Origin of the sequence: Enterobacter cloacae (assembly GCF_011078175.1) — a bacterium.
GTDB classification, from domain to species: Bacteria; Pseudomonadota; Gammaproteobacteria; order Enterobacterales; family Enterobacteriaceae; genus Enterobacter; species Enterobacter cloacae_Q.
Genome location: NZ_JAALCJ010000007.1, coordinates 103,658 through 128,795, shown reverse-complemented (window position 1 = coordinate 128,795; position 25,138 = coordinate 103,658). Strand labels below are relative to the sequence as shown.

At 54.0% G+C, this 25,138-nt stretch carries 27 protein-coding genes; 9 read left to right on the top strand and 18 right to left on the bottom strand.

Features of this window, described 5'->3' with window-relative positions; all coding sequences use genetic code 11:
* Positions 1–65 precede the first annotated feature (65 nt).
* Positions 66–782, top strand: coding sequence for a ribonuclease PH (gene rph / locus G6Q29_RS16165; protein WP_165466411.1), 717 nt, complete (start codon positions 66–68; stop codon positions 780–782).
* 66 nt (positions 783–848) lie between these two features.
* Positions 849–1,490 (top strand): orotate phosphoribosyltransferase, encoded by a 642-nt coding sequence (pyrE, locus tag G6Q29_RS16160; protein WP_165466410.1) that lies wholly within the window; start codon positions 849–851, stop codon positions 1,488–1,490.
* Positions 1,491–1,573: 83 nt separating this feature from the next.
* Here pyrE and slmA read toward each other — a convergent pair whose 3' ends face one another.
* From slmA to coaBC, 3 genes are all read right to left on the bottom strand, one after another.
* Positions 1,574–2,170 (bottom strand): nucleoid occlusion factor SlmA, encoded by a 597-nt coding sequence (slmA, locus tag G6Q29_RS16155; RefSeq protein ID WP_165466409.1) that lies wholly within the window; start codon positions 2,168–2,170, stop codon positions 1,574–1,576.
* A 121-nt stretch (positions 2,171–2,291) separates the two neighbouring features.
* Positions 2,292–2,750 (bottom strand): dUTP diphosphatase, encoded by a 459-nt coding sequence (dut, locus tag G6Q29_RS16150; RefSeq protein ID WP_165466408.1) that lies wholly within the window; start codon positions 2,748–2,750, stop codon positions 2,292–2,294.
* On the bottom strand, positions 2,728–3,939 hold the full coding sequence (coaBC, locus tag G6Q29_RS16145; RefSeq protein ID WP_169811559.1) for a bifunctional phosphopantothenoylcysteine decarboxylase/phosphopantothenate--cysteine ligase CoaBC: 1,212 nt from the start codon (positions 3,937–3,939) through the stop codon (positions 2,728–2,730). Before coaBC ends, dut begins: the two co-directional genes overlap by 23 nt.
* Before the next feature lie 173 nt (positions 3,940–4,112).
* Here coaBC and radC point away from each other — a divergent pair, with 173 nt between their 5' ends.
* The 4 genes from radC to mutM all read left to right on the top strand — a co-directional run bounded on the left by radC (position 4,113) and on the right by mutM (position 6,304).
* The gene (gene radC / locus G6Q29_RS16140; RefSeq protein WP_165466407.1) at positions 4,113–4,778 is read left to right on the top strand and encodes a RadC family protein; all 666 of its coding nucleotides are present in this window, start codon (positions 4,113–4,115) and stop codon (positions 4,776–4,778) included.
* A gap of 217 nt (positions 4,779–4,995) precedes the next feature.
* Positions 4,996–5,232, top strand: a complete 237-nt coding sequence (gene rpmB, locus G6Q29_RS16135; protein ID WP_002436699.1) for a 50S ribosomal protein L28 — start codon at positions 4,996–4,998, stop codon at positions 5,230–5,232.
* 22 nt (positions 5,233–5,254) lie between these two features.
* A complete protein-coding gene (gene rpmG / locus G6Q29_RS16130) occupies positions 5,255–5,422 on the top strand; it encodes a 50S ribosomal protein L33 (protein WP_003024094.1) in 168 nt (55 codons plus the stop codon).
* 72 nt (positions 5,423–5,494) lie between these two features.
* Positions 5,495–6,304 (top strand): bifunctional DNA-formamidopyrimidine glycosylase/DNA-(apurinic or apyrimidinic site) lyase, encoded by an 810-nt coding sequence (gene mutM, locus G6Q29_RS16125; RefSeq protein WP_165466406.1) that lies wholly within the window; start codon positions 5,495–5,497, stop codon positions 6,302–6,304.
* 2 nt (positions 6,305–6,306) lie between these two features.
* Here mutM and coaD read toward each other — a convergent pair whose 3' ends face one another.
* From coaD to rfaQ, 7 genes are all read right to left on the bottom strand, one after another.
* A complete protein-coding gene (gene coaD, locus G6Q29_RS16120; RefSeq protein ID WP_165466405.1) occupies positions 6,307–6,786 on the bottom strand; it encodes a pantetheine-phosphate adenylyltransferase in 480 nt (159 codons plus the stop codon).
* A 3-nt stretch (positions 6,787–6,789) separates the two neighbouring features.
* Positions 6,790–7,560 (bottom strand): glycosyltransferase family 2 protein, encoded by a 771-nt coding sequence (locus G6Q29_RS16115; protein WP_165466404.1) that lies wholly within the window; start codon positions 7,558–7,560, stop codon positions 6,790–6,792.
* Positions 7,560–8,834: a lipid IV(A) 3-deoxy-D-manno-octulosonic acid transferase gene (gene waaA, locus G6Q29_RS16110; protein WP_165466403.1), complete on the bottom strand. Its 1,275-nt coding sequence runs from the start codon at positions 8,832–8,834 to the stop codon at positions 7,560–7,562. The genes G6Q29_RS16115 and waaA overlap by 1 nt, the downstream gene beginning before the upstream one ends.
* Positions 8,835–8,900: 66 nt before the next feature.
* Positions 8,901–9,890 carry a glycosyltransferase gene (locus tag G6Q29_RS16105; RefSeq protein ID WP_165466402.1) on the bottom strand — a complete coding sequence of 330 codons (990 nt, stop codon included), beginning with the start codon at positions 9,888–9,890 and terminating at the stop codon, positions 8,901–8,903.
* Positions 9,891–9,901: 11 nt separating this feature from the next.
* On the bottom strand, positions 9,902–11,002 hold the full coding sequence (locus G6Q29_RS16100; RefSeq protein WP_165466401.1) for a glycosyltransferase: 1,101 nt from the start codon (positions 11,000–11,002) through the stop codon (positions 9,902–9,904).
* 2 nt (positions 11,003–11,004) lie between these two features.
* Positions 11,005–12,132: a glycosyltransferase family 4 protein gene (locus tag G6Q29_RS16095; RefSeq protein WP_165466400.1), complete on the bottom strand. Its 1,128-nt coding sequence runs from the start codon at positions 12,130–12,132 to the stop codon at positions 11,005–11,007.
* Positions 12,129–13,199 carry a putative lipopolysaccharide heptosyltransferase III gene (rfaQ, locus tag G6Q29_RS16090; RefSeq protein ID WP_165466399.1) on the bottom strand — a complete coding sequence of 357 codons (1,071 nt, stop codon included), beginning with the start codon at positions 13,197–13,199 and terminating at the stop codon, positions 12,129–12,131. Before rfaQ ends, G6Q29_RS16095 begins: the two co-directional genes overlap by 4 nt.
* A gap of 150 nt (positions 13,200–13,349) precedes the next feature.
* Here rfaQ and G6Q29_RS16085 point away from each other — a divergent pair, with 150 nt between their 5' ends.
* Positions 13,350–14,303, top strand: coding sequence for a polysaccharide deacetylase family protein (locus tag G6Q29_RS16085; RefSeq protein ID WP_165466398.1), 954 nt, complete (start codon positions 13,350–13,352; stop codon positions 14,301–14,303).
* A gap of 26 nt (positions 14,304–14,329) precedes the next feature.
* On the opposite strand, the gene G6Q29_RS16080 is transcribed toward G6Q29_RS16085, so the two are convergent.
* The 6 genes from G6Q29_RS16080 to rfaD are packed head-to-tail and all read right to left on the bottom strand — an operon-like array spanning position 14,330 to position 20,525.
* Entirely contained in the window at positions 14,330–15,541 is a 1,212-nt protein-coding gene (locus G6Q29_RS16080) for an O-antigen ligase family protein (protein ID WP_165466397.1), read from the bottom strand.
* The gene (locus tag G6Q29_RS16075) at positions 15,529–16,428 is read right to left on the bottom strand and encodes a glycosyltransferase family 2 protein (RefSeq protein ID WP_165466396.1); all 900 of its coding nucleotides are present in this window, start codon (positions 16,426–16,428) and stop codon (positions 15,529–15,531) included. The genes G6Q29_RS16080 and G6Q29_RS16075 overlap by 13 nt, the downstream gene beginning before the upstream one ends.
* Before the next feature lie 5 nt (positions 16,429–16,433).
* The gene (locus G6Q29_RS16070; protein WP_165466395.1) at positions 16,434–17,543 is read right to left on the bottom strand and encodes a glycosyltransferase family 9 protein; all 1,110 of its coding nucleotides are present in this window, start codon (positions 17,541–17,543) and stop codon (positions 16,434–16,436) included.
* Between the two features lie 3 nt (positions 17,544–17,546).
* Entirely contained in the window at positions 17,547–18,530 is a 984-nt protein-coding gene (gene rfaC, locus G6Q29_RS16065) for a lipopolysaccharide heptosyltransferase RfaC (RefSeq protein ID WP_165466394.1), read from the bottom strand.
* Between the two features lie 3 nt (positions 18,531–18,533).
* Complete coding sequence (gene rfaF / locus G6Q29_RS16060; RefSeq protein WP_165466393.1) at positions 18,534–19,580, bottom strand: ADP-heptose--LPS heptosyltransferase RfaF; 1,047 nt, start codon at positions 19,578–19,580, stop codon at positions 18,534–18,536.
* 12 nt (positions 19,581–19,592) lie between these two features.
* Positions 19,593–20,525 (bottom strand): ADP-glyceromanno-heptose 6-epimerase, encoded by a 933-nt coding sequence (gene rfaD, locus G6Q29_RS16055; RefSeq protein WP_041911658.1) that lies wholly within the window; start codon positions 20,523–20,525, stop codon positions 19,593–19,595.
* 215 nt (positions 20,526–20,740) lie between these two features.
* Between rfaD and kbl the strand changes: the two genes are divergently transcribed.
* Positions 20,741–21,937 (top strand): glycine C-acetyltransferase, encoded by a 1,197-nt coding sequence (gene kbl / locus G6Q29_RS16050; RefSeq protein WP_165466392.1) that lies wholly within the window; start codon positions 20,741–20,743, stop codon positions 21,935–21,937.
* A gap of 9 nt (positions 21,938–21,946) precedes the next feature.
* Positions 21,947–22,975, top strand: a complete 1,029-nt coding sequence (gene tdh, locus G6Q29_RS16045; RefSeq protein WP_042717745.1) for an L-threonine 3-dehydrogenase — start codon at positions 21,947–21,949, stop codon at positions 22,973–22,975.
* 27 nt (positions 22,976–23,002) lie between these two features.
* Here tdh and G6Q29_RS16040 read toward each other — a convergent pair whose 3' ends face one another.
* Together G6Q29_RS16040 and G6Q29_RS16035 are read right to left on the bottom strand one after the other, a co-directional pair.
* Positions 23,003–23,917, bottom strand: a complete 915-nt coding sequence (locus tag G6Q29_RS16040; RefSeq protein WP_165466391.1) for a hypothetical protein — start codon at positions 23,915–23,917, stop codon at positions 23,003–23,005.
* 15 nt (positions 23,918–23,932) lie between these two features.
* Positions 23,933–25,138 carry a glycosyltransferase gene (locus tag G6Q29_RS16035; RefSeq protein ID WP_165466390.1) on the bottom strand — a complete coding sequence of 402 codons (1,206 nt, stop codon included), beginning with the start codon at positions 25,136–25,138 and terminating at the stop codon, positions 23,933–23,935.

Sequence of the window (25,138 nt, the reverse complement as noted above, 5' to 3'; positions counted from 1 at the left end):
TAGGAATAAGCGTCCTTTATCCGTATAATGCGCAGCCACATTCGTTTCAAGCCGGAGAATCCATCATGCGTCCATCAGGTCGTAGCGCCAATCAGGTGCGTCCCGTCACCCTGACCCGTAACTATACAAAACACGCTGAAGGCTCCGTGCTGGTTGAGTTTGGTGACACCAAAGTGCTTTGCACCGCTTCCATCGAAGAGGGCGTGCCTCGCTTCCTGAAAGGTCAGGGCCAGGGTTGGATCACCGCCGAATACGGTATGTTGCCGCGTGCGACTCATAGCCGTAATGCCCGTGAAGCGGCAAAAGGTAAGCAGGGCGGCCGTACAATGGAGATCCAGCGCCTGATCGCACGTGCGCTGCGCGCGGCGGTTGACCTTAAAACGCTGGGTGAGTTCACTATCACGCTGGACTGCGACGTGATCCAGGCCGATGGTGGCACGCGTACAGCCTCTATTACCGGCGCCTGTGTGGCGCTGGCTGATGCGCTGAATAAGCTGGTTGCCGCCGGTAAGCTGAAAGCTAACCCAATGAAAGGAATGGTTGCCGCTGTTTCCGTTGGTATTGTTAATGGCGAAGCCCTTTGCGATCTGGAATACGTTGAAGATTCTGCCGCAGAAACCGACATGAACGTGGTGATGACTGAAGATGGTCGCATCATTGAAGTGCAGGGTACGGCAGAAGGCGAGCCATTCACCCACGACGAACTGCTCACCTTGCTGGCGTTAGCCCGAGGGGGTATCGAATCTATTGTAGCGACGCAGAAAGCGGCGTTAGAAAATTGATTTTAAGGCGACCAATGAGTCGCCTTTTTTTTGCCTGTAAGACAGAAAAAACAAAGGAGCAAATCCATGAAATCGTATCAGCGCCAGTTTATTGAGTTTGCGCTTAACAAGCAGGTACTTAAGTTTGGCGAATTCACGCTGAAATCCGGGCGTAAAAGCCCGTATTTCTTCAACGCCGGACTGTTTAATACCGGGCGTGACCTGGCACTGTTAGGCCGCTTCTATGCCGAAGCGCTGGTGGATTCCGGGATTGATTTCGACCTGCTGTTTGGCCCTGCGTACAAAGGCATTCCGATTGCAACTACCACGGCGGTGGCGCTGGCGGAGCACCATGACCGCGACGTGCCGTACTGCTTTAACCGTAAAGAGGCCAAAACCCACGGTGAAGGCGGCAATCTGGTCGGCAGTGCGTTGCAGGGCCGCGTGATGCTGGTGGATGACGTGATCACCGCAGGTACCGCGATCCGTGAATCGATGGAAATTATCCAGGCTAACGGCGCGACGCTTGCGGGTGTGCTGATTTCGCTTGATCGTCAGGAGCGGGGGCGCGGCGACATCTCTGCTATTCAGGAAGTGGAACGTGATTATGGCTGCAAAGTCACATCGATTATCACGCTGAAAGACCTGATTGCGTATCTGGAAGAGAAGCCTGAGATGGCGGATCATCTGGCTGCGGTGCAGGCGTATCGCGAAGAGTTTGGCGTGTAGTTGAATCGCCCGATGGCGCCACGCTTACCTGGCCTACACAACCTGTAGGCCGGATAAGACGAAGCCGTCATCCGGCACCGGCGTCACTGCAACTGAGCGGCGACGAGCGGCCAGCGGGCGTCAAAATCGTCCGTTGGTCGATATTTAAATTCGCTGCGGACAAACCGGGAGAGCATCCCTTCGCAAAATGCCAGGATCTGACTTGCCAGCAGGGTCTCATCCGTCTCATATCCCTCGCCTTCCCGCATTTTCTTCTCGCGCAGAACCTGACGCAGCTGGGCTTCGATACGCTCAAAAAGTTGGTTTATACGGCCTTGCAGACGATCCTGTTCAAACATCAGCGCGTGGCCGGTCAGAATACGGGTCAGACCCGGGTTACGTTCGCCAAAACCCAGAATCAGCAGCACAATCAAACGCAGACGCGCGCTGGTGTCTTTTTCATCCTTTAGAATCAGATTGATGCGCGTAATCAGGCTGTCTTCAATAAACTCGATCAGGCTGTCGAACATCCGGGTTTTGCTCGGGAAATGACGATACAGCGCCGCCTCTGACACGCCCACAGAGGCAGCCAGTTTTGCGGTGGTGATGCGTTGACTGCCGTCGCTGGATTCAAGCATCAGAGCCAGAGATTGAAGTATTTCTTCGCGACGATTCCTTTTCGCGGTTTGTTTTTCTGCCATGTTACAAAATACCCCTGAAAATAAGCACTCGTCAGGCTGGCATCCACACAGCGACCCGCAAACTGACGTTTGCGGTTTGTTATTGCATTATGGCGCTGTGAGATGCGTGTTTGTCGGGCGGTTATTTGCGCCCGGAATGGCCGAAGCCGCCTTCGCCACGGTCGGTAGCGTTGAAATCTGCCACCAGGTTAAATTCTGCCTGCACCACGGGTACAAACACCATCTGCGCGATACGCTCGCCCGGTTCAATGGTGAAGCTGTCCTGGCCACGGTTCCAGACGGATACCATTAGCTGACCCTGATAGTCAGAGTCGATCAGGCCGACCAGGTTACCCAGTACGACGCCATGCTTATGGCCCAGGCCAGAGCGCGGCAGGATCACCGCGGCCAGTGACGGGTCAGCAATGTGAATCGCCAGTCCGGTCGGGATCAGGGTCGTTGCACCCGGCGCCAGTTCTACGGCGTCGTCGAGACAGGCGCGCAGGTCAAGACCGGCAGAGCCGGAGGTGGCATACGTTGGTAGCGGAAATTGCTCGCCAACGCGCGGGTCCAGAATCTTAACGTCGATTTTTTTCATCATAACGGGTAACGATCTCGTCCAGTAATTGTTGGCCCAGGAGTTCTTTGCGCTCAAGCGGTAAGACTTTATCTCCATCCTGCCAGAAAAGATGCAATGCGTTGCTGTCGCTGTTAAATCCTTGCGTGGACAGCGATACGTCGTTCGCGCAAATCAAATCGAGGTTTTTGCGGGTACGTTTTTGCCGGGCATATTCTTCCACATTATTCGTTTCTGCGGCAAACCCAACAACGTAAGGACGATGAGTTTTCAATGCGGCGACACCGGCAACGATATCCGGGTTCTTCACCATTTTTATTGTTAATTCATCACCTTGCTTTTTAATTTTAGCGTCAGCAATGGTTTCAGCACGGTAATCAGCGACGGCCGCACAGCCGATAAAAATATGCTGCTGTTGAGCATGCGCCTGTACGGCGGCTTCCATCTCCAGCGCGGTAGTCACATCAATACGCTGCACAAACGCAGGTGTGGTAAGTGACACCGGGCCACTCACCAGCGTGACGTTCGCGCCGCGTTTGGCTGCCGCGGCAGCAATCGCAAAGCCCATTTTGCCGGAACTGTGGTTAGTAATGTAACGCACCGGATCCAGCGGCTCGCGCGTGGGGCCGGCGGTAATCATGATGTTGAGATGTTGCAGATCGTTGACAGGCGAGAAATGGGCGGCGGCCATATCAACAATCGTTAATGGGTCAAGCATACGACCCGGCCCCACGTCGCCGCAGGCCTGGCTGCCGCTGTCCGGTCCCCAAATCAGCAGGCCGCGCGAGGCCAGCGTGTCCAGATTATGCTGGGTGGCGGCGTTGCGGTACATCTGCTGGTTCATGGCGGGCACAACCGCGACGGGGGCAGGCGTGGCGAGGCAAATGGTCGTAACCAGATCGTTCGCCATACCGGCCGCCACGCGGGCAATTAAATCTGCCGTGGCGGGGGCAAGGATGACCAGATCGGCCCATTTCCCCAGCTCAATGTGGCCCATTGCGGCTTCGGCCGCCGGGTCGAGAAGGCTGTCGGATACCGGGTATCCCGAGACGGCTTGCAGGCTCAGTGGGGTGATAAAGGCTTTGCCGCCTTCGGTGATCGCGACCCTTACGTCGGCCCCGCGCTCGCGCAAACGGCGCACCAGGTCTGGCGTTTTATAGGCAGCAATACCGCCGCTGACGCCAAGAACGATTTTTTTACCGGCCAGGCTCATCATGATTCTTTCCTGTTGGGTTTCACCAGAGAGCGGGCATTTTATCACAATCCCTAAAACGGGGTGATGATGTCCTTTATTCACTTTGCGAGGCGTTACGCAAGAACGAAACGCCAGCGTCGAGCCCCGAAATTGCCTGTGGCAGCATAATGGCAAACAGAAGGAGGCCGGGCATGGAAGAGACTGAACTGCTGTTACCGCGTGAAAAATTGCTGCGCCATGGCGTTACGTTGTTAAAAGACGACGAGCTGCTGGCGCTCTTTTTACGCACAGGCACGCCGGGGAAAACGGTATTTACGCTGGCGAAGGAGCTGATAAACCATTTCGGTTCATTGTATGGTTTGCTGACCGCCGAGCTGGAGGAGTTTACGCACGTTGAGGGTATTGGCGTGGCAAAATATGCCCAGTTGCGGGGCATTGCGGAGCTGGCCCGGCGATTTTATAACGTGCGCATGGAGGAAGAAGACCCGATCCTCACCCCTGAAATGACGCGCGAATTTCTTCAAAGCCAGCTCTCCGATCTAGAGCGGGAGATCTTTATGGTGATCTTTCTCGACAACAAAAACCGGGTACTGAAACATACCCGTCTTTTTTCGGGAACATTGAGCCACGTTGAGGTGCATCCGCGTGAAATTGTGCGGGAAGCGATAAAAGTGAATGCAGCTGGCGTGATCCTCGCGCATAATCATCCTTCTGGCTGTGCAGAACCAAGCAGAGCTGACAAAGCAATTACCGAACGTATTATCAAATGCTGTCAATTCATGGACATTCGTGTGCTGGACCATCTGATAATTGGCCGCGGAGAGTACATTTCTTTTGCCGAACGTGGCTGGATTTAGGCCTTTTCTCGCGATCCATCGGGATCTTTGTCTGTTCGGGACTTGAGCACACCGCCGAGTCAGCGTATACTACGCCACCTTTGAGAATCTCGGGTTTGGCATTTGGGCCTGGCAATCGAGAGTTCAATAGAACTATGCGATGACCGGGCTGTAAAGCCTGACGAGGCGCCGATACCCCATACGAAGCTCGAGCTAATTTGATTTTTGGAGAATAGACATGTCCCGAGTCTGCCAAGTTACTGGCAAGCGTCCGGTGACCGGTAACAACCGTTCCCACGCACTGAACGCGACTAAACGCCGTTTCCTGCCGAACCTGCACTCTCACCGTTTCTGGGTTGAGAGCGAGAAGCGTTTTGTCACCCTGCGCGTATCTGCTAAAGGTATGCGTGTAATCGATAAGAAAGGCATCGATACAGTTCTGTCCGAACTGCGTGCCCGTGGCGAAAAGTACTAAGTACTTAAAGAGGAAATAAATCATGGCTAAAGGTATTCGCGAGAAAATCAAGCTGGTTTCTTCTGCTGGTACAGGTCACTTCTACACCACCACGAAGAACAAACGTACTAAGCCGGAAAAACTGGAACTGAAAAAATTCGATCCAGTTGTACGCCAGCACGTACTGTACAAAGAAGCTAAAATCAAATAATTTTAGTCTCCTTGTATTGAAAAACCCCGCATCTGCGGGGTTTTTTGCATTCTGCATCTCAACGGAGGAACCATGCCTGAATTACCTGAGGTAGAGACCAGCCGCCGCGGTATTGAGCCGCATCTGGTCGGCGCGACTATTCTTCATGCTGTCGTTCGCAACGGGCGTCTGCGCTGGCCGGTTTCCGATGAGATCCACGCGTTAAGCGATAAACCCGTCCTGAGCGTGCAGCGCCGCGCGAAATACCTGCTGCTGGAGCTGCCTGACGGCTGGATCATCATCCATCTGGGCATGTCGGGCAGTCTGCGCATCCTCACCGAAGAATTGCCTGCGGAAAAGCACGACCACGTTGATCTGGTGATGAGTAACGGCAAAGTGCTGCGTTACACTGACCCGCGTCGCTTTGGCGCATGGCTGTGGACTAAAGAGCTGGAAGGGCACAACGTGCTGGCGCATCTCGGACCTGAGCCGCTCTCTGAGGCGTTTAACGCGGATTATCTCAAAGAGAAGTGTGCAAAGAAGAAAACCCCGATTAAGCCCTGGCTGATGGATAATAAGCTGGTGGTGGGCGTGGGAAATATCTATGCCAGCGAATCGCTGTTTGCCGCCGGGATCCATCCCGATCGGCTGGCCTCCTCGCTGTCGGCGCAGGAGTGCGAGCTGCTGGTCAGAGTGATTAAAGCGGTACTGCTGCGCTCAATTGAGCAGGGCGGGACGACGCTGAAGGATTTCCTGCAAAGCGACGGGAAGCCGGGCTATTTTGCGCAGGAGTTGCAGGTTTATGGCCGTAAGGGTGAGCCATGCAGGACCTGCGGGACGCCGATTATTGCCACGAAGCACGCCCAGCGAGCCACGTTCTACTGCCGTCAGTGCCAGAAGTAAGGTTACTTTAGCTTTTCCATCAACGCCTGGTGGACGTTAACCGGCAGGAAGTGGGTAACGTCCCCGTGATGACGCGCCACCTCTTTCACCAGCGAAGACGAGATGAAAGACCACTCCTTGGAGGGCATCAGGAATACGCTCTCCAGCTCCGGCATCAGATGGCGATTCATGTGCGCCAGCTGCATCTCGTATTCGAAGTCTGCTACCGCGCGAAGACCGCGGATCAGGATATTGGCCTGCTGAGCACGGGCAAAGTTTGCCATCAAATCGCTGAACCCGACGACTTCAACATTCGACAGATGCAAAATCGCATCGGTGGCCAGCTGCACGCGTTCGTTCAGGTCGAACATCGGCTTTTTGCTCGGGCTGGCGGCGATGGCCAGAATCACCTTGTCAAACATACACGCCGCACGGGTGATGATATCAAGATGACCGTTAGTGATTGGATCGAAGGTACCCGGATAAATCGCTTTTGTGCTCATGGCTCACGTTTTCTCTGAGTAGCCGCGGTTCAGCGCCCACAGCTCGGTGTATTTGTTGAAAGTATACTGTGCATTCACTACGGCCAGTAACCAGCCCTGTTTGCCGTCCAGCACGCCGCCGCGCAGCAGCAGCGTTTTCAGAAACGCGCCCAGCGTGTGGGTGAAGATGCCGGTCAGCGTGGCCTTCTTGCCGCGCTGGTGGCGTTCCTGCGCCCATGCGGTGGCATAGTTGAGCTGTTTACGCTGGAAGCTGGCGAAATCGCGGCAGGTCAGGTGAAGCAGATCGCCCGCCAGGGGGATGACCTGAGCGTTATCGCAGGCCAGCGACTCATGGACCAGGTTGTCGTTGTACTGATAACGCTCGCGCGCATAGAGGCGCATCACGCGGTCGGGATACCAGCCGCTGTGGCGCATAAAGCGGCCCAGGAAATAGTTACGACGCGCGATGCTGTAAACCGCGCCGGACTGCGGCGCGGCAAGTACCGTTTGAATGGCCTGTCGAAGTTCCGGGGTGACGCGCTCGTCGGTGTCGAGCATCAGCACGTAATCACCCGTGGCGTAACCCTGCGCACGCTGGCGCTGAATACCGTAGCCCTGCCAGTCGGTGTTGGTAAAGACTTTTGCACCGGCTGCACGGGCAACGTCCACCGTGTTGTCCGTACTTCCGGAGTCGAGAATAACGATTTCGTCAGCCCAGGCAACAGAGGCCAGGCAATCCGGAAGCAGGTCGGCGGCGTTTTTGGCGATCATCACGACCGACAGACGCGTTGACATTAGTGGCTCCGCTGCGGCAGGTAAGGTTGCAGAAGTTGCAGCAGACGGGTCAGTGCGCCCTGGTTCTGATGCAGGACTTCAACGGCGTGACGACCGTACCACAGACGGTAATCTTCGTCAGTCAGAAGGGTAGAAACCTCTTTGACCACCGAATCCGCGTCGGTCACGGTAATTAAACCATCGGCCTGCTGCAATTTCGCGCAGATGTCTTTGAAGTTAAAGGTGTGTGGCCCCATCAACACGGGAATGGCGTGGGCTGCCGGCTCCAGCGGGTTATGACCACCGCGCTCCACCAGGCTGCCGCCAACAAAGGCGAGGTCTGCAATACCGTACAGCAGCATCAGTTCGCCCATCGTATCGCCAATCACCACCTGCGTGCTGCCAGAGGGGATTTCGCCGCTGCTGCGCAGGGTGAAGCTGAAACCGCCTTTTTGCACCATCTCGCGGGCATCCTTAAAACGCTCCGGATGGCGAGGAACCAGAATCAGCAGTAAATCAGGGAATTTTTCCAGCAGCTGGCGATGGGCCTGAAGAATAATGGCTTCTTCGCCGTCATGTGTGCTGGTAGCAATCCATACCTGGCGACGCGGCGCCCACTGACGACGCAGCGTTACCGCCCGGGCGGCGAGTTCAGGGGTGACGGAAATATCGAACTTCAGGCTACCCGTGACCGCAAGCTGGTTGCGCTTCAGGCCAAGGGCGATAAAGCGCGCGGCATCTTCTTCGTTCTGCGCGGCGATCAGCGTGATTTTGCTGAGCAGGCGATGCATAAATTTACCCAGCTTGCCGTACCCTTTCGCCGAGCGTTCTGACAGACGCGCATTGGCAATAACCAAAGGAATTTTACGGGCATGGAGGGCGGAAATCATATTCGGCCACAGTTCGGTTTCCATGACGATCACCAGTTTAGGGCGCACGGTATTCAGGAAACGGTTCATGGCGCAAGGGAGATCGTACGGCAGGTAGACGTGATGCACGTCTTTACCGAAGGCAGACATCACGCGCTCTGAGCCGGTTGGCGTCATCGTGGTGACGGTGATGGGCAGTGACGGATAACGGTGGCGCAAGGCACGTACCAGTGGAATGGCGGCCAGCGTTTCCCCGACTGACACGGAATGCAGCAGAATACCGTCCGGCGCCACTTTATTGCGGCAGTAGCCATAGCGTTCGGCCCAGCGTTTACGGTACGCAGGCGCTTTACGGCTACGAAGCAACAGTCGCAGCCACACCAGTGGCTGAATGATGTAGAGCAGGGCGGTATACAACAATTCCAAGCGATTATCCGTTTTTTTAGTTTCGGCCGGGAAATTCTAAGCATTTAAGCGTGCTAAAGCTATCTCTTATGCCAGATACCGTTTTAAACGGAAGTAGCGTCGGCCCAGGCGCCAGCGCAAACGCGGGCTTTTGGCACTTTTCCAGATGAGCGTCCAGATCCCGGTGTCGAAGAACTCTTTGATTATCATTGATTTCTTCGCCTCATCCTTCATGTTGTCGAAGGTATGAATAATTCCCAGGCCCTCTTTGGCGATTTGCCAGTGGCATGCAGGGATATTTTTCACTTTATCCGGGTAACGCTGGTTAATGGCATCAAGCATCTTCAGGATCTTCATGTAATGACGCGCGGAGCGAATTAGCGTGTCGTCATTATCCGGGGTGTGCGATACCGAGGCGGAGTGTATGTAGTAGTCGTAAAAGCGTTCGCTGGTGTACTGAACGCGTTCCGCGGCAAGCAGCACCTCGGTAGTCCACGGGATATCCTGATGGCGCAGGCCTGGCTCGAAACGGAAGCCGTGCTGACGAATAAATTCGTGACGATAGATATTCAGCCAGGTCACATGCAGGAACTTACGTGAATCCAGCGCCTTTTTTAACCATGCTGCGCCATTCATGACGCCCGTTGAGGCGAGCTTATCTTCAGGGAAGATAGGGCGAGACGGTTTTTTGTTATTTTCCCAGACGTAGTTGCCATTGCAGGTGGCGACATCCAGGTTCTGCGTGACGGCCATATCCAGCAGACGCTGATACATGCCGGGTTTGAAGACATCATCAATATCCGGGAAAGAGAGATATTGACCGGTCGCAACGGCCAGGCCGGTATTACGCGCGATGGACACGCCCTGATTAGGTTGTTCAATAACCTGCATCTGTGGCAGCTTTGCGCGCCATTTTTCGACAATCTGCATAGAACGATCGGTGGAGCCGTCATTCACGATGATGACTTCCATACTGTCGATATGTTGATTTATAAGGCAGGTAAAGAACTGATCGAGAAAAGCTTCACCGTTATAAACGGCAACCACCACGCTTAATAAAGGCGCTGAATTTTGCATATGAAACCTGATTATTTTTGGTTGTCGACCAAAGCAATGTATTGCTGGCAAATGGCGTTGATACCGAACGATGCGATCGTTTCACGATCAACAACCGGCGGAGAGGCATACAGTTCTGCCAGTGTTTTCGCCAGGGATTCGTCGGTTAACGCGGTCAGACCACGCGCCAGGGGGCCAGTAAGGATCTCAGCCGGGCCGCCAGGGCAGTTTGTACTCACCGGTGGGGTCTGACAGATAATGGACTCTACCAGTACATTACCAAAACCTTCGCAGTCAGAACTTAACACTAAAAGCCGTGCCCCTTTGATCCATGGGTAGGGATTGGTTTCGAACGGGCGGAAGACGATCTTGTTTTCAATTCCCAGCTTAGCGGCAAGCTGTTTGAGCTGGTCTATTTTCGCGTCAGAACCTTTGCCCATCAACACCAGTGATGCATCGATCTTGCTCAGCGCGAATGCCCGCAGCAGCCGGTCGTGACGTTTGTGTTCATGAAAACGGCCAACGTGGATGATGTAATCCTGCCCCTGCATCTCAAAAGGCGCTTCCGCCAGGCGCTGAATTTCTGGAATATCAAAGGGGTTATGGATAACCGCCTTGCGCCGCAGGGGGATAGCAAGTACTTCAGCGAGATCGTGCAGCACGGCGCCGGATACCGCCACCACGTTGCGGTTTTCATAGGTATGACGAATTTTATAATGCTTAAACCAGCGAGAAAGCCCTGTGCGATGACGTAAATAGGAGAAGGAGAACATCCCGTGTACGCAGAACCAGACCTTATCCCGATCCAGCACGCGGCTGTGCGCCACGATACGGTCGGTTTTATGCAGATGCGAGAAGACGACGTCAAATTTACCGCTGCGTTCTGCCTGCTTGATGGCGCGATCCAGCAAACGGGCGCGACGCGGGATCTCGGTCACCTTCCGCCAGGGTTTTTTACAGGTATCCTGCACAATCTGAAAATCGATGCCTTCCGGAATGGCGTAGTCGCACACCTTCCGTAAGGAGAAAAGGGTGACCTGATGCCCCAGTTCTGTCAGTCCGCTGGAGAGGGTGAGAACCGTTTTTTCGGCTCCCCCACCGGGTAAACCATCAATAATCATTAGGATGCGCATTATTAATCCAGTAATTTTTGATAAAGCGAAATAAGCTGACTTGATAGTTTTTCAGGGGTTGCTTCTCTGACGCGTTCACGCGCCGCAAGCCCCATAGTGTTATTTTTTTCCAGTGAAGGGATGGACATCACGGCCTCCTTCAATGTGTGGATATCAAGTGCATCACAGTAAAACCCGTTCTGACCTTGCTCAATAAATTCTGAACCACCGCAACTCTCTGACGTAATGACGGGCAATCCACAGGCCATTGCTTCAAGTATGACGTTAGGGAAAGGATCATACAGCGTCGGCAGCAGTAAACCATCAGAAAGCTGATAAAATGGCAGCGTCTCTTTTTGCATCCCCAGGAAACGGATTTGCCCCTCACAGCCTAATGAACGGGCGAGGTCGCGATAACGGCTTTCCGCTTTATCCTGACCGACCACAACCAGCCACGCCGAGGTTCCTGCTATAGCCCGAATAGCGCTTGCCAGCCCCTTGCGTTCAAATCCTGAACCCACGAAGCAGAAAATGACGGCATCAGCGGGTAAGCCAAATTGCTGACGTAGTACAGCGCGCTGTCTCTCTTCTGCCGGAACGAAGCGGCTGGAATCTATTGAATTATAAATCACATGTATCTTTTTTGCGTCAATATCAAAGTCTTCGACGATTTCGCGCTTGATCATCTCCGCATTACAGATAACGGCTTTCAACTCGGGTGCCTGGTACATTTCACGTTCTGCGTTCATCACGTAGCGGTGATAGCGATCGTGCATAAGCAGCTTCGCGCGCCAGGCGGGAAGAATACGCGTACGCTGTAGCAGCCAGCGTCGATGTACACCGTCCCCGGCGCGGTAAATATCGCAGCCCGGAATACGTTCGTGGCTCTGGACAATATCAAACTGCTGTTGCTGCCACAGCGCGCGCGCGGCGTGTGCAAAGCCGCGCTCACGGCTGATACGCCCCCACTTTCGTGGATCGCAAATATGAATATGCCAGTCGTCCTGCTTTTCGCCCTGCCACTCGCGGGTGATGACGTTGAGCTCAAGATTTTGATTGCTCAGCGCGGTAAGGGCCCTGGAGACAAAACGTTCTGCTCCTCCATCCGGACGATATTTTTGGCGCACAATGGCCAGACGATGAAGCTTCATTGCAGGTATCTCCTTGCGGCGGAGACGACAGCATCAACGGGGATGGCGTCGAGATAACGTTCCGTCGTTTTTGTATCAATGGCGTCAGGGTTGGGAAGCGGGCCGTAGTTACCTGCCCAGACGACCTCGCCGTTAACCTGCCATGGCGACCAGAACGTCAATTTTGACGGGCCAAACAGCGCCACGCAGGGCGTCTGAAGGGCGGCGGCCATGTGCATGGGGACGGAGTCAACGCCGATGAACAGGATCGCGTGATCGATTAGCGAGGCCAGCTGGCGCAGGGTTAACTGTCCTGCCAGCGATACAACACCCGTCTGCGGGGAGGCGGCAAGAATGCGGTCAATCATCGCCAGCTCTTTTTTATCCGGTCCCGCCGTAAGGACGATGGTATGGCCGTCCTGCTGCAACGCGGCGATAGTTTGCGCCATTTTGCCTTCGTCCCAGCACTTAAAGAACCAGCGTGAAGTGGGTTGAATCACGATGTAGCGTTCTCCCACGCCCTTTTGCGTCAGCTTTTGGTGAGCGTGATGCCAGTCATCCGCGCTGTAAGCCATGGTCACGGTAGGGTTGGCCATTACCGGCAGCGCTGAAAGTATGGAGAGATTCTGTTCAACGGTGTGCAGCGACTGATGACGGGTGACAGAGACACGTTCATTATGGCAAAAACGCCAGAAGAGATTATTGCGCTTGTTAAAAGCGAACCCGAGCCGAACCGGTGCGCCGGTGAAGCGGGTAACAATCGCGCTGCGCCACTGATCGGCAAGATTGATCACCAGATGATAATGCTGAGCGCGTAAAGCACGAAGCAACTGCCACTCTTTTTGCAGGTGCTTCAGCGTCCCCAACTGCTTCCATTTACGATCGATACCATAGATCGTCCCGATTGCCGGATGCGCGGCGAGCATGTCTCGCGTCTCTTCATAGAGAAGCACATCGATTTGGGCTTCAGGCCATTTCTGGCGTAATGAATTGATGACGGGGGTGGTGAGTAACATGTCACCATGATGGCGAAGTTTGATCAGTAAAATGCGCAAATCAGGCGTGTCGGGTAAGTTATTCATCATCATCTTATCGGCGTTGTACTATTGGCAATTCTAATAGACCTGATAACGACTTGCACTCTTTCTCCATAATGTCAGGAATTTCCCTGGAAGGGTTTACTCAGGCTTTCGGGCGTGCGTAACATAGCGCTAACTATTTTGTCTTGCGGACTCATTATGAAAAAACCAGCGTTTATCATCACGATCGATACCGAAGGGGATAATCTCTGGCAGAACCACCGGGTGATCAAAACGGAAAACGCGCGCTATCTGGCGCGGTTCCAGGCGCTTTGTGAACGTTTCGGCTTTAAGCCCGTCTGGTTGACGAACTACGAGATGGCCGTCGAACCGGTATTTATTGAGTTCGCTAAAGAGGTAATCGCCCGCGGCCAGGGTGAGGTGGGAATGCATCTCCATGCCTGGAACAGCCCTCCGGAGCACGATCTTACCGGTGATGACTGGCGCTGGCAGCCTTATCTGATTGAGTTCTCAGACGAGGTCATGCGTGAGAAAGTGCTCTTTATGACCCGCTTACTGGAAGAGACTTTCCAGACAAAAATGCTCAGCCACCGCGCCGGGCGCTGGGCATTCGACAGCCGTTACGCCCAATTGCTGATTGAGCTGGGTTATCAGGTAGATTGTTCCGTTACGCCGCGCGTGAACTGGCGCAATGCAAAAGGCGCTCCGCAGGGTAATGGCGGAACGAATTATCAGCATTTTCCCGAACGCGCCTACTTTTTGGACGTAGACGACATTTCCCGGCCGGGAAACAGCCCGTTACTCGAAGTGCCGATGAGCATCCAGTATAAACACCCGGCATGGCTGAATTCCCTGAAGCAAGGTTATGATCGTCTGCGCGGTAAATACCGTTCTCCGTCAGTTAACTGGTTACGCCCGTCAGGAGGCAATGCGCCGGAGATGATTAAGGTGGCGCAGCAGTGCCTGTCTCAGGGAAATGACTACGTGGAGTTCATGCTTCACTCGTCAGAATTCATGCCAGGCGGGAGCCCTACTTTTAAAGACGAGGCAGCGATTGAGGGGCTATATCAGGATCTGGAACAGCTCTTTACCTGGTTAGCCGATAAGACCGTGGGGATGACGTTGGCGGAGTTTTACCAGTACAAAAAATAGTTATGCCCGCCAGGCGGGCATATTTGTTATTGCTGCTTTGTTTGTGAGAAAGGTGTACTTAACGCAAACAAAATCATAAAGAAGATTAAAGCTTCTGAACTGAGCAGTATGACATCCGTCAGTCCATACAAAAGCAACAGAAGCATCGACGTCAGCAGCAGTGCGTTTCTGTTTCGTAGGGCATACACAATCATCGAAATGAAGAAAAAGAGCATTACCACCACGCCGGGGATCCCCTGCAAAGAGTATTTCTCAATAAATTCATTATGCAGGTGGACTTTGATGTATTCCAGCGCGCTGCTAAGGTGGGGATGTCCGTCTTTAATATAGTGTCGCGTCCAGGCTTCACGCTGTTCCAGCGATTGCCCTAACGGATGCGCAAGACCATTCTCGATCCCGACAGTCCACATCGAAAAACGTGCGCCAAGTGACGTGCGGTCATAGCCTTGTTGATAACGTTCAACCTCACGTTGGGTTTGTTTTATTTTCGGCGAAATCAATGGCTTGTAGCTAACGATTACAACGCCTGCAACAATGCATAAAAAGATGAGGGCTGATTTAAGATGAATTCTTCTGAAATGATACAGCGTGAGCACAATCGCCAGAAGCAGATATAAACCCATCGCTGCACGGGTACCCGTCAACAGTATGACGAAGTAAGAGATTAATACAGTGAAACCCGCGACAACATACAGCTTCACCTTCCGCTGAAGGTAAAGACTGTATACGAAAGCCAGTGACAGGACAGAATAAACATAGGCTGAAACGGTGGCACGGTTAATTGCCATCTCAACGCGAGTCATACCTTGCGAGGCCTGCCACAAGCCATATCCAGTAGCGAGCACAAACCCTAAGGCCGTTGCGAAAAAGAAAAGTTTTTTGAAGGTGTCTTTGTCGATGTAAAACTTAAAGCGATCTATATAGAAAATCAGGATGCTCGCTAAAATTAACTTTTTGCTGGCACCGAGGTAGTCACTGTAAAGGTTGAGGCCCTCGTTATGATACTCATAGGTTAAGTACCAGCCGAGGTTAAGTAATCCAATCAGCAGAATGGGCAGCGCTATAGTAAAAGGTCGCAGAGTGATTTTTTTATATTCGAAAGCCAGGCCAATAATACTGACGTAAATAGCAATATAGAAAAACTCTCTTTGCTTCCCTGAACTGACTAATGCCAGCATCAAAGAGATGAGGCTCAAAGCGATCGTCAGTTGATATAGCCGTGGTTTTATTTTTTCCATAACGCCTCAATAACCCTTTTTTTGTAGCTAAAACGTACATCGGTTGACAGGAAAAAAGACAATGTATACATGGCCTTTACGCGTTGTTTCACGAGTTGCAATTGTTGGTCTGTAAGACAGGAGCGATGATTGCGGTAGATATCAAACCAGTGGCAATTGACGAGATGCTTGTAGCTGGACGGAAACGTGCTTTCCATCTGTAACGTGCATTCGACAAGCGTCGAGATTTTACTGGCGTCCAGACTGCTCGACAAGCTGTCGCGACGCTTGATGTAATAATAATGTCCCTGGCGTTGATAGACTATTTTGCTCGATTGCATCAGCATTCTGGGGAATACGGCGAAATCCTCATAACATGACATCGGAGGAATAGGGTTATTCTCGTACAGGCTGCGATGAATAAACTGGCCAATGAGATGTGCCTGAAAGTCTTTATGGCGTAAGAAACGCGCGACTGCTTCACTCTGTGTCAAGGGCACAGGGTTAAATCCCTGCCAGTCTGAAGTTATTTTCCTGGGATCGCGGATCTCAAGCAAACGTGTCAGTAACATATCCGGACGTTGTGCTTTCAGGAAGGTCATTGCATCCCTGAGGCTGCCTGGCTTTAAGCAATCGTCACTATCGAGCATCGTAATATACTCACCCGATGCCAGTGCGACAGCACTGTTCCGTACCCGACCGACGTTACGAAAGTTCACAGTACGAGTTATGACCTGAGGAAATTTAGGCAACCACTCTTCAATTATTGCCTGCGTGGCATCCTCAGAACTGTCATTAAAAATAATAATTTCCGTGTCTTGATCGGTTGCTGCCAGCAGGCTCGAAAGCGTGGCGTGCAGCGTAGCTTCAGCGTTATGCGCAGCAATAATGACGCTTAAAAAAGCCATAAAAATTAGTTTCCTTGAGCGTCGGTAGCGCTAGCCAGTAAGCGGGCTTTTGGTAATGTACGGATAAACTGCTGAAGATCGTGTAAAGCGGAGTCAGTGACAGAGAAAAGTGCTTCCCGTTCTTGCGGGAAGTAATAGCGCGTTTCAAACACATAAGAACAAATATTGTCGTCATTCCCGATCAGCATTACATTGCCAAGCGGACGCTGTTCGTAGTGACAACACGGTCCAAACAGCAGGACCACCGGCACGCCGACGGCGTCTGCGATGTAGACATTCCCCGAGTCAGACGCGATATAGCAGTCCATCTTAGAAATCGCCCAGGGAACCTCTTCCAGCGAAATTTTGCCAATAAGATTAATAAAATTAGGGATTTCACCGTAAAGACGGGTGATATCGTCCATCCAGGACTGTTCGTTTGGCGCGCCGAAGACATAAAACTCGCAGGGTAAATCAGCGAGTTGATCAACAATCCGCTTCCAGATAACCGGAGGGACGGTTTTGGCTTTATTGCCCGCCGCAATACTGATGCCGATGCGGACAACGTCAGGTTTATCAAGAATGGCCGGCCAGGTCGTCGGCTTGAAGAGTGGCTTTGTGGCGTGCTTGGGAGAGTCTTGCCACGTGAGCGAGCGGTCGGCCAGTTTCAGGTAGTTCGTCACCGAAAGCGTTTTTTTGCCATGCTCAACGGTACCGTCGGCCGCGAGATAGAAAATCCCGTGATACCACCTGCGCGTGTAAATGCTTAAAAATTGTTTGTTTTTGGCATTGCAGACGGCGGCAAAAAAGAGGTTGACGCTATTGGGCTGTAGCAGATAAACGTTGTCGTAGCGGTTCATGATCCTGCACGCGAAGCACAGTTTACGCCACAGGTTGCGCTTATGCTGCTCAATAAAATAGATCTGCTCAATAGTCTCATCATGCTTCGCCAGCGCGCCAACGCTGCGACTGATCAACACATCGCTTTTTTGCAGCCAGGCCAGAAGAGGCGTCGCATTAATAAAGTCACCGATTTTGGCTGTCTGAATGACAAGGTTCTTGCCCGTGTCCTTTCGAAACAGCTTCCGGATGAGTTTCACCGGAAAGAGTAAAATCAGCAGAAATACATAACTCATGGGTTAAATATCCCTGTTGGAAAGCCGATGGCTGCCCTGTAAAAATGAAAAAATAGCATCTGCGCTAATATCCTTCGTTTGTTGCGTAGGGCTGACCATCTGATGCTGGTTTTTACCGTAACCCCCGATCAATCCCGGATCGGTCGGGCCGAAAATCGTGATATTAGGCCGATCCAGTGCGGCGGTTAAATGACTTAACCCTGTATCCACAGAAACGACGGCGTTCGCGCCCGCCAGCTGTGCGGCGACTTGCGCCAGCGTGAGTTTGGGTAACACCTCGACATGGGAAAAGCCTGCTGCCAGGCGTTCCGCACGCTGCCGCTCATGTTCTGCGCCCCACGGGAGTTTAATATGGATACCGCAAGGTTGCATTAGTTCAATCAGTCTTCTCCAGTGCGTTTCCGGCCAGTGCTTATCGTCGCGCGTTGTGGCATGCAGGAACACCAGATACGGCTCGGCATGCTCCTCCGTCTCGCGCAAAAAATGCTGTGCAATAGCGTAGTCACCCTGGGCTTCAGGTTTTGCATAGCCCAGGCTTTTCGCGAACAGCTCGCGGGTGCGCTCCACGGCGTGCTGTTGCTTCGCAATATGGTGTCGACGGTTATAGAACAGGCTCGCCAGCGGTTCGCGGGCGGTTTGCCAGTCCATGCCGTGCTTTACGCCGTGCGCCAGACGCGTGACCAGCGCGGCGCTTTTCACCAGCCCCTGGGCGTCTATAATCGCATCATAACGCTGTGCCTGCACCGCCTCGCGGAAGGCTTTGCGTTCGGCTTTAATCGGCTCAGAAAACCACGCTTTGCGCCAGCGGCGAATGGCCACCGGGATCACGCGATCAACCGCTTCATGCCAGGTGGGGATCTGCGCGAAGCCTTCTTCCACCACCCAGTCAAAACGGATGCCGGGAATGGCCCGCATGGCGTCCGTCAGCGACGGCAGCGTATGCAGAACATCACCCATTGAGGAGGTTTTAACGATCAATACCCGCATCCGTTATCCTTCTTCGCTCAACAGCAGTGCGTTGAGTTCTTCAAGGACGCGCTGCGGCGTGATGTCGATCAGGCTCTGATGATAGCCTTCTGCGACATCACCTTTGCGCACCTTGTGGTATCCGGTGATTAAACGGATCACGCGCGCCTTGTGCGACAGCGGCGGCGTAAAGTCAGGGCTGCTTGGGCCATACAGCGCAACCAGGGGACGATCCAGCGCGGCGGCGACGTGCATTAAACCGGAGTCGTTCGTCACCACGGCTTTACAGGCAGCAATAAGGATAACCGCCTGTTCGAGCTGCGTTTCCCCGGCCAGGTTGCGACACCATGCCTGCTGTTCGTTGCTCAGTGCGGCGAGAATTTCGTTGCCCGCCTCGTGGTCTTTCGCCGAGCCAAACAGCACAATTTGATAGCCTTCGTCGATAAGCTGTTTCGCCAGCTCTGCATAGTGATAGTGCGGCCAGCGTTTGGCCGGGCCAAACTCCGCGCCAGGACAAAAACCAATCATCGGGCGTTCAGACGAAATGCCAAATGTGTTGCAGGTGTGGGATTTCTCCCCGTCGCTGACCTGAAGCTGCGGCCACAGCAGTGGCTGCGGCAGGTCTTTCGCGCTGCGCATCACGCCTTTGTCGTAGGCCAGCGCCACGTAGCGCTCCACCATAAGTGGCCAGGCCTCTTTATCCAGCACCCGCGCGTCGTTCAGCAGGCCGTAGCGCATCTCACCGCGCCAGCCGGTACGGTGCGGGATGCCCGCAAAGAAGGGCACGAGGGCGGATTTGAAGGAGTTAGGCAGCACGTACGCGCGGTCATAGCGCTTCTCGCGCAAGCTATGGCCGAGTTTGCGGCGCTCGCCGATTTCCAGCGCTCCGTGGCCAAGCGGCATCGGGATCGCCTCGTTCACTTCCGGCATGCGCGATAACAGCGGACGGCACCATGCGGGTGCCATCACGTCGATTATCGCCTGGGGATAACGCGCCTTGAGCGTGCGATAGAGACTTTGCGACATCATCATGTCGCCCACCCATGACGGGCCGATCACCAGTATTCTCATCGGTTACTTGCCTTACGCGTCGCGGTTCAGCCAGGCCATATATTCCGTTACGCCTTCGGCAACGGTCTTGAACGGCTTGTCATAGCCTGCGGCGCGCAGGTTAGTCAGATCCGCCTGAGTGAATGCCTGGTAGCGGCCTTTCAGCTTATCCGGGAACGGAATGTACTCGATGCTGCCTTTCTTATGATACGCCAGCGTCGCGTCTGCCACCGCCTGGAAGGATTCCGCGCGGCCTGTGCCCAGGTTGAAAATGCCGGACACGCCATTTTCCAGGAACCACAGGTTCACGGCCGCCACGTCGCCTACGTAGACGAAGTCACGTTTAAACCCGTCGCTGCCTTCAAACAGTTTCGGGCTTTCGCCGTTATTCAGCTGGGTATTCAGGTGGAACGCCACGCTCGCCATGCTGCCTTTGTGGCCTTCGCGCGGCCCGTAGACGTTGAAGTAGCGGAAGCCGACAATCTGGGAATTCGCTTCTGGCAGGATCTGACGCACGTACTCATCAAACAGGAATTTGGAGTAGCCATAGACGTTCAGCGGCTGCTCGTACTCGCGGGATTCGATGAAATCAGAGGTGCGGCCACCATAGGTTGCCGCAGAAGAGGCGTACAGGAACGGGATTTCACGCTCCAGACAGTAGTGCAGGATCTCTTTGGAGTACTGATAGTTGTTGTCCATCATGTACTTGCCGTCCCACTCGGTGGTGGAAGAACACGCACCTTCGTGGAAGATGGCCTCGATCTCGCCGAACTCTTCACCCGCCATAATCTGGATAAGAAAGTCTTCTTTATCCATGTAGTCGGCAATATTCAGATCCACCAGGTTAACGAACTTGGTGCCGTCTTTCAGGTTGTCCACCACCAGGATGTCGGTGATGCCTTTGTCATTGAGGGCCTTGATAATGTTGCTGCCGATAAAGCCCGCGCCGCCGGTAACGATGATCATAACTGTAACCTTTGAAGTGTGGAGACCGGGGACAATCCCGGACGCTAATATTCATATCATATCATTAGTATGGCGACCCTTCAGCCATTCACCGATATGCAGCAGGGTTACACGTGATTTATGCTGCAAAAACGAGAAGAGATACTGCGTCATCTCGTCATGAACTATAGGTTTGGGTAATATGTGCCAAAATTTGCCGAGTCTGGAGAATTGCAATGCGTGGTGATTTTTACAAACAGTTAAACAGCGACCTCGACACCGCACGTGCGGAAGGGTTGTTCAAAGAAGAGCGTATTATCACGTCTGCCCAGCAGGCGGACATCACCGTTGCCGACGGCAGCCATGTGATCAACTTTTGTGCGAACAACTACTTAGGTCTGGCGAATCACCCCGAGCTGATTGCCGCTGCAAAAAGCGGCATGGATACCCACGGTTTCGGCATGGCCTCCGTGCGCTTTATCTGCGGCACCCAGGACAGCCACAAGCAGCTCGAGCAGAAGCTGGCGAGCTTCCTCGGAATGGAAGACGCGATTCTCTATTCCTCCTGCTTCGACGCCAACGGCGGTTTGTTTGAGACCCTGCTCGGCGCAGAAGATGCGATTATCTCCGACGCCCTGAACCACGCTTCCATTATTGACGGCGTGCGCCTGTGTAAAGCGAAGCGCTTCCGTTATGCCAACAACGATATGGTCGAGCTGGAAGCACGCCTGAAAGAGGCCCGTGAAGCCGGTGCTCGCCACGTGCTGATTGCCACCGACGGCGTGTTCTCCATGGACGGCGTGATCGCCAACCTGAAGGGCGTCTGTGACCTGGCGGATAAATACGACGCGCTGGTGATGGTGGATGACTCTCACGCGGTCGGTTTTGTCGGCGAAAACGGTCGTGGCTCCCACGAATACTGCGACGTAATGGGCCGCGTGGACATCATCACCGGTACGCTGGGCAAAGCGCTCGGCGGCGCGTCCGGTGGTTATACCGCCGCGCGTAAAGAGGTGGTGGAGTGGCTGCGACAGCGTTCCCGCCCGTATCTGTTCTCCAACTCCCTGGCACCGGCGATTGTAGCCGCCTCCATCAAGGTGCTGGAGATGGTGGAATCCGGCGCCGAGCTGCGCGACCGCTTGTGGTCTAACGCCCGCCTGTTCCGTGAAAAAATGAGTGCCGCAGGGTTTACCCTGGCCGGTGCCGATCACGCCATTATCCCTGTGATGCTGGGCGACGCGGTTGTCGCGCAGAAATTTGCTCGTGAGCTTCAGAAAGAAGGGATTTACGTGACCGGGTTCTTCTTCCCGGTAGTACCAAAAGGTCAGGCGCGTATCCGCACCCAGATGTCTGCGGCGCATTCGCCTGAACAAATTGAACGTGCGGTGGAAGCCTTTACCCGCATTGGCAAACAGCTGGGCGTCATTGCCTGAGGACGTGTGATGAAAGCGTTATCCAAACTGAAAGCGGAAGAAGGGATTTGGATGACCGACGTGCCGGAGCCGGAAGTCGGTCATAACGATCTGCTGATCAAAATTCGTAAAACCGCCATCTGCGGTACTGACGTTCACATCTACAACTGGGACCAGTGGTCGCAGAAAACCATTCCGGTACCGATGGTTGTCGGTCACGAGTATGTGGGTGAAGTGGTTGGCATTGGTCAGGAAGTTAAAGGCTTCAAGATTGGCGATCGCGTTTCCGGCGAAGGCCATATTACCTGCGGCCACTGCCGCAACTGCCGCGGTGGGCGCACGCACCTGTGCCGCAACACCGTCGGCGTGGGCGTGAACCGTCCGGGCTGCTTCGCGGAATACCTGGTGATCCCGGCGTTTAACGCGTTCAAAATCCCGGACAATATCTCTGACGATCTGGCCTCTATCTTCGACCCGTTCGGCAACGCGGTACACACCGCGCTCTCCTTCGACCTGGTGGGTGAAGACGTGCTGGTCTCCGGCGCAGGCCCTATCGGCATTATGGCGGCAGCCGTGGCGAAGCACGTGGGCGCGCGCAACGTTGTGATCACCGACGTGAACGAATACCGCCTGTCGCTGGCGCGCAAAATGGGCGTTACCCGCGCGGTGGATGTCTCCAAAGAGAGCCTGACCGACGTGATGGAAGAGCTGGGTATGACCGAAGGCTTTGACGTGGGTCTGGAGATGTCCGGCGCGCCACCGGCGTTCCGCACCATGCTCGACACCATGAACCACGGTGGCCGTATCGCGATGCTGGGCATTCCGCCGTCAGATATGTCCATCGACTGGAACAAAGTCATCTTCAAGGGGCTGTTCATCAAGGGCATCTATGGCCGTGAGATGTTCGAAACCTGGTACAAGATGGCAGCGCTGATCCAGTCCGGCCTGGATCTGTCCCCGATTATCACTCACCGTTTCTCCATCGATGAGTTCCAGCAGGGCTTCGACGCGATGCGTTCTGGCCAGTCAGGGAAAGTGATCCTGAGCTGGGATAAGTAATCAAAAAGGGGCCAGCGGCCCCTTTTTTTACTGATTCTTTTTCTCTTCGTCCGTCAGGTAGCGCACCTTGCGGGTATAGTCCTGCCCCTTGAACAACAGTTTGTTGTCAGGTGATTCGAGATACTTTTGCCATTCTGAGAGCGGGAAACCACCGTGCGCACCAATCACCTCTTTCGGCACAACGGCTTCCTGTCCGCCAATCTTCTTGGACACCGGCCAGTTCATCCAGTCGCCCAGGTTAACCGTTTTTAAATCCAGCATGTCCAGCAGCGCAGCGAGCGGCAGCTGATCGGTCGGCGGCTGCGTGTCATCCATGAGCTCCCAGGTATCCTGGAACAGCGTGAGCCACAGCGGGCAGATTCGGCGCCAGGTCTTTTTAGTGGCTGCAAGAAATGCACCGTTAACATGATCAACCAGATACGGACGCACCGTCTCTTTGTAATAGGCCGGTACTTTCTCCGCTGGCGCGCCGTCCAGCTTGGCAATCATTTTGCCCTGGCGGAAGCTGGAGTAGATGTGCATTTCGGCCATGTTGATCTCTGGCATCTTCAGCAGATTGAGATCGGAATCGATCATCAAAACCCCTTCACCGCGCGCCTGAAGCGGAGCGTTAAGCTTCACCAGACGACTGAGGTAGATCTGCTTGTAGCGATAACCTTCTTCACGTTTTGGCAGGTCGAGGGTCACTACGCGGGTTTTCGGCGGCAGCTTTCCGAAAGCGGATTCAGGCTGATCGCTGACAATCACAATCTCGCTGACGTCGGTGGCGTAACGCTCAGCAAAGGTCGCGGACAATAACGCTTCTTCGACGAAATCCGCGCCCGTACAAGGGATCACAATGGAATCAACCGCAACGAGATCGCGCGTGACCGGAAGGGAAGCGTAAGGAATGTTATGACGCCCGGTAATGTGGCGGTAGCGAGCATTCAGGAATTTAAACATGTTCTTCTCGTTTGGTTATTGCGCGCCAAGAACGGCCTCGACACCGTTAACATAGCTTTCAATGGCATACACGTTGCAGACATTCTGATGCGCAGCCGCGGCGAGCCGGGCACGCAGAGCAGGATCCTGCCAGATATTATCCAGATGTTGAGCAAGTTGCGACACATCGCTCCAGGGGAATAGCAGCCCGGTCGTCCCATGATCGATCAACTCAGCCGTGCCGGTCACCTTTGAGCCGATGACGGGGATGTTCAGCAGCATCGCTTCCAGCACGACGCGGGGCAAGCCTTCGCTCTGCGAGGCCAGAATAAACGCGTCGAAGGTGGCAAGATAGTCAAACGGCGTATTCTGGAAACCGGTAAAAATCACGTGTTCTGCAATACCCAGCGCATCAGCCTGTGCCGCCAGCGCGCCGCGCTCACCCCCTTCACCGACCAGCACCATCTTCCATTTTGCCTGAGGATGCTTCTGGTTGAACTGGGCCAGCGCTTCCAGCGTGTGATGGTTGGCTTTGCGAGGGATCAATGAGCCAATGCTGCCGAATACAAACGTTTCATCATCAATGTTCAGGCGCTGGCGCATGGCGCGTCGGTCGGGCAAAGGCTGATGGATGTCGATGGCATTGTTGACCGTGGTACACAGCGCTGGCCGGACGCCATGCTGAAGTAACACGCGCTCAACGCCGTGCGAGACGGCGATGATTTTTGTGGCATGGTCATTCACCAGCTTCACCAGCGGCGGGGTTAGCACTGGTTCAATCCGACAGTGCTGAATAATCCGCGCATGCAGGTTTGCGCCCGCCAGGTAACCCTCTTCGTTAGAGCCCGGCTGGTTGTTCATGTACAGCGTATCGAAACCACCGTCTCTAAAAATGGTTTCGATCTTGCTGACGTTGGGGCGAATGCGCCACAGCGTATCAATATGTCGGGTAAACGCCTTCCGGGCGCTGCGCGAGAAAAACAGCAGGCTGCGGCCTAGCTCTTTGGCAATCTTCGCCCATGCGGGCTGTTTACGCTGAGGAATGACAATTAAGGGGATGCCAATGCTGTTCAACACCTGACCGATGGTTTGTCCCTCCGCCCGGCTATAGTCACTATAAAAACAACAGGTAATATCAAACTTCTCTCGGTTAATACGCTTCAGAAGTTCGAGCATGCTGTTGGTGCCTCCTCCCCACTCTTTACCGGTATCGAGGAGAAGAATTTTGTGTCGTTGCGGCAT

Bases quoted from the DNA above. Each gene is read 5' to 3' on its own strand.
- rph (WP_165466411.1), top strand. From the start codon at position 66: ATGCGTCCATCAGGTCGTAGCGCCAATCAGGTGCGTCCCGTCACCCTG.
- pyrE (WP_165466410.1), top strand. From the start codon at position 849: ATGAAATCGTATCAGCGCCAGTTTATTGAGTTTGCGCTTAACAAGCAG.
- slmA (WP_165466409.1), bottom strand. From the start codon at position 2,170: ATGGCAGAAAAACAAACCGCGAAAAGGAATCGTCGCGAAGAAATACTT.
- dut (WP_165466408.1), bottom strand. From the start codon at position 2,750: ATGATGAAAAAAATCGACGTTAAGATTCTGGACCCGCGCGTTGGCGAG.
- coaBC (WP_169811559.1), bottom strand. From the start codon at position 3,939: ATGAGCCTGGCCGGTAAAAAAATCGTTCTTGGCGTCAGCGGCGGTATT.
- radC (WP_165466407.1), top strand. From the start codon at position 4,113: ATGGAAGAGACTGAACTGCTGTTACCGCGTGAAAAATTGCTGCGCCAT.
- rpmB (WP_002436699.1), top strand. From the start codon at position 4,996: ATGTCCCGAGTCTGCCAAGTTACTGGCAAGCGTCCGGTGACCGGTAAC.
- rpmG (WP_003024094.1), top strand. From the start codon at position 5,255: ATGGCTAAAGGTATTCGCGAGAAAATCAAGCTGGTTTCTTCTGCTGGT.
- mutM (WP_165466406.1), top strand. From the start codon at position 5,495: ATGCCTGAATTACCTGAGGTAGAGACCAGCCGCCGCGGTATTGAGCCG.
- coaD (WP_165466405.1), bottom strand. From the start codon at position 6,786: ATGAGCACAAAAGCGATTTATCCGGGTACCTTCGATCCAATCACTAAC.
- G6Q29_RS16115 (WP_165466404.1), bottom strand. From the start codon at position 7,560: ATGTCAACGCGTCTGTCGGTCGTGATGATCGCCAAAAACGCCGCCGAC.
- G6Q29_RS16105 (WP_165466402.1), bottom strand. From the start codon at position 9,890: ATGCAAAATTCAGCGCCTTTATTAAGCGTGGTGGTTGCCGTTTATAAC.
- G6Q29_RS16100 (WP_165466401.1), bottom strand. From the start codon at position 11,002: ATGCGCATCCTAATGATTATTGATGGTTTACCCGGTGGGGGAGCCGAA.
- G6Q29_RS16095 (WP_165466400.1), bottom strand. From the start codon at position 12,132: ATGAAGCTTCATCGTCTGGCCATTGTGCGCCAAAAATATCGTCCGGAT.
- rfaQ (WP_165466399.1), bottom strand. From the start codon at position 13,199: ATGATGATGAATAACTTACCCGACACGCCTGATTTGCGCATTTTACTG.
- G6Q29_RS16085 (WP_165466398.1), top strand. From the start codon at position 13,350: ATGAAAAAACCAGCGTTTATCATCACGATCGATACCGAAGGGGATAAT.
- G6Q29_RS16080 (WP_165466397.1), bottom strand. From the start codon at position 15,541: ATGGAAAAAATAAAACCACGGCTATATCAACTGACGATCGCTTTGAGC.
- G6Q29_RS16075 (WP_165466396.1), bottom strand. From the start codon at position 16,428: ATGGCTTTTTTAAGCGTCATTATTGCTGCGCATAACGCTGAAGCTACG.
- G6Q29_RS16070 (WP_165466395.1), bottom strand. From the start codon at position 17,543: ATGAGTTATGTATTTCTGCTGATTTTACTCTTTCCGGTGAAACTCATC.
- rfaC (WP_165466394.1), bottom strand. From the start codon at position 18,530: ATGCGGGTATTGATCGTTAAAACCTCCTCAATGGGTGATGTTCTGCAT.
- rfaF (WP_165466393.1), bottom strand. From the start codon at position 19,580: ATGAGAATACTGGTGATCGGCCCGTCATGGGTGGGCGACATGATGATG.
- rfaD (WP_041911658.1), bottom strand. From the start codon at position 20,525: ATGATCATCGTTACCGGCGGCGCGGGCTTTATCGGCAGCAACATTATC.
- kbl (WP_165466392.1), top strand. From the start codon at position 20,741: ATGCGTGGTGATTTTTACAAACAGTTAAACAGCGACCTCGACACCGCA.
- tdh (WP_042717745.1), top strand. From the start codon at position 21,947: ATGAAAGCGTTATCCAAACTGAAAGCGGAAGAAGGGATTTGGATGACC.
- G6Q29_RS16040 (WP_165466391.1), bottom strand. From the start codon at position 23,917: ATGTTTAAATTCCTGAATGCTCGCTACCGCCACATTACCGGGCGTCAT.
- G6Q29_RS16035 (WP_165466390.1), bottom strand. From the start codon at position 25,138: ATGCCGCAACGACACAAAATTCTTCTCCTCGATACCGGTAAAGAGTGG.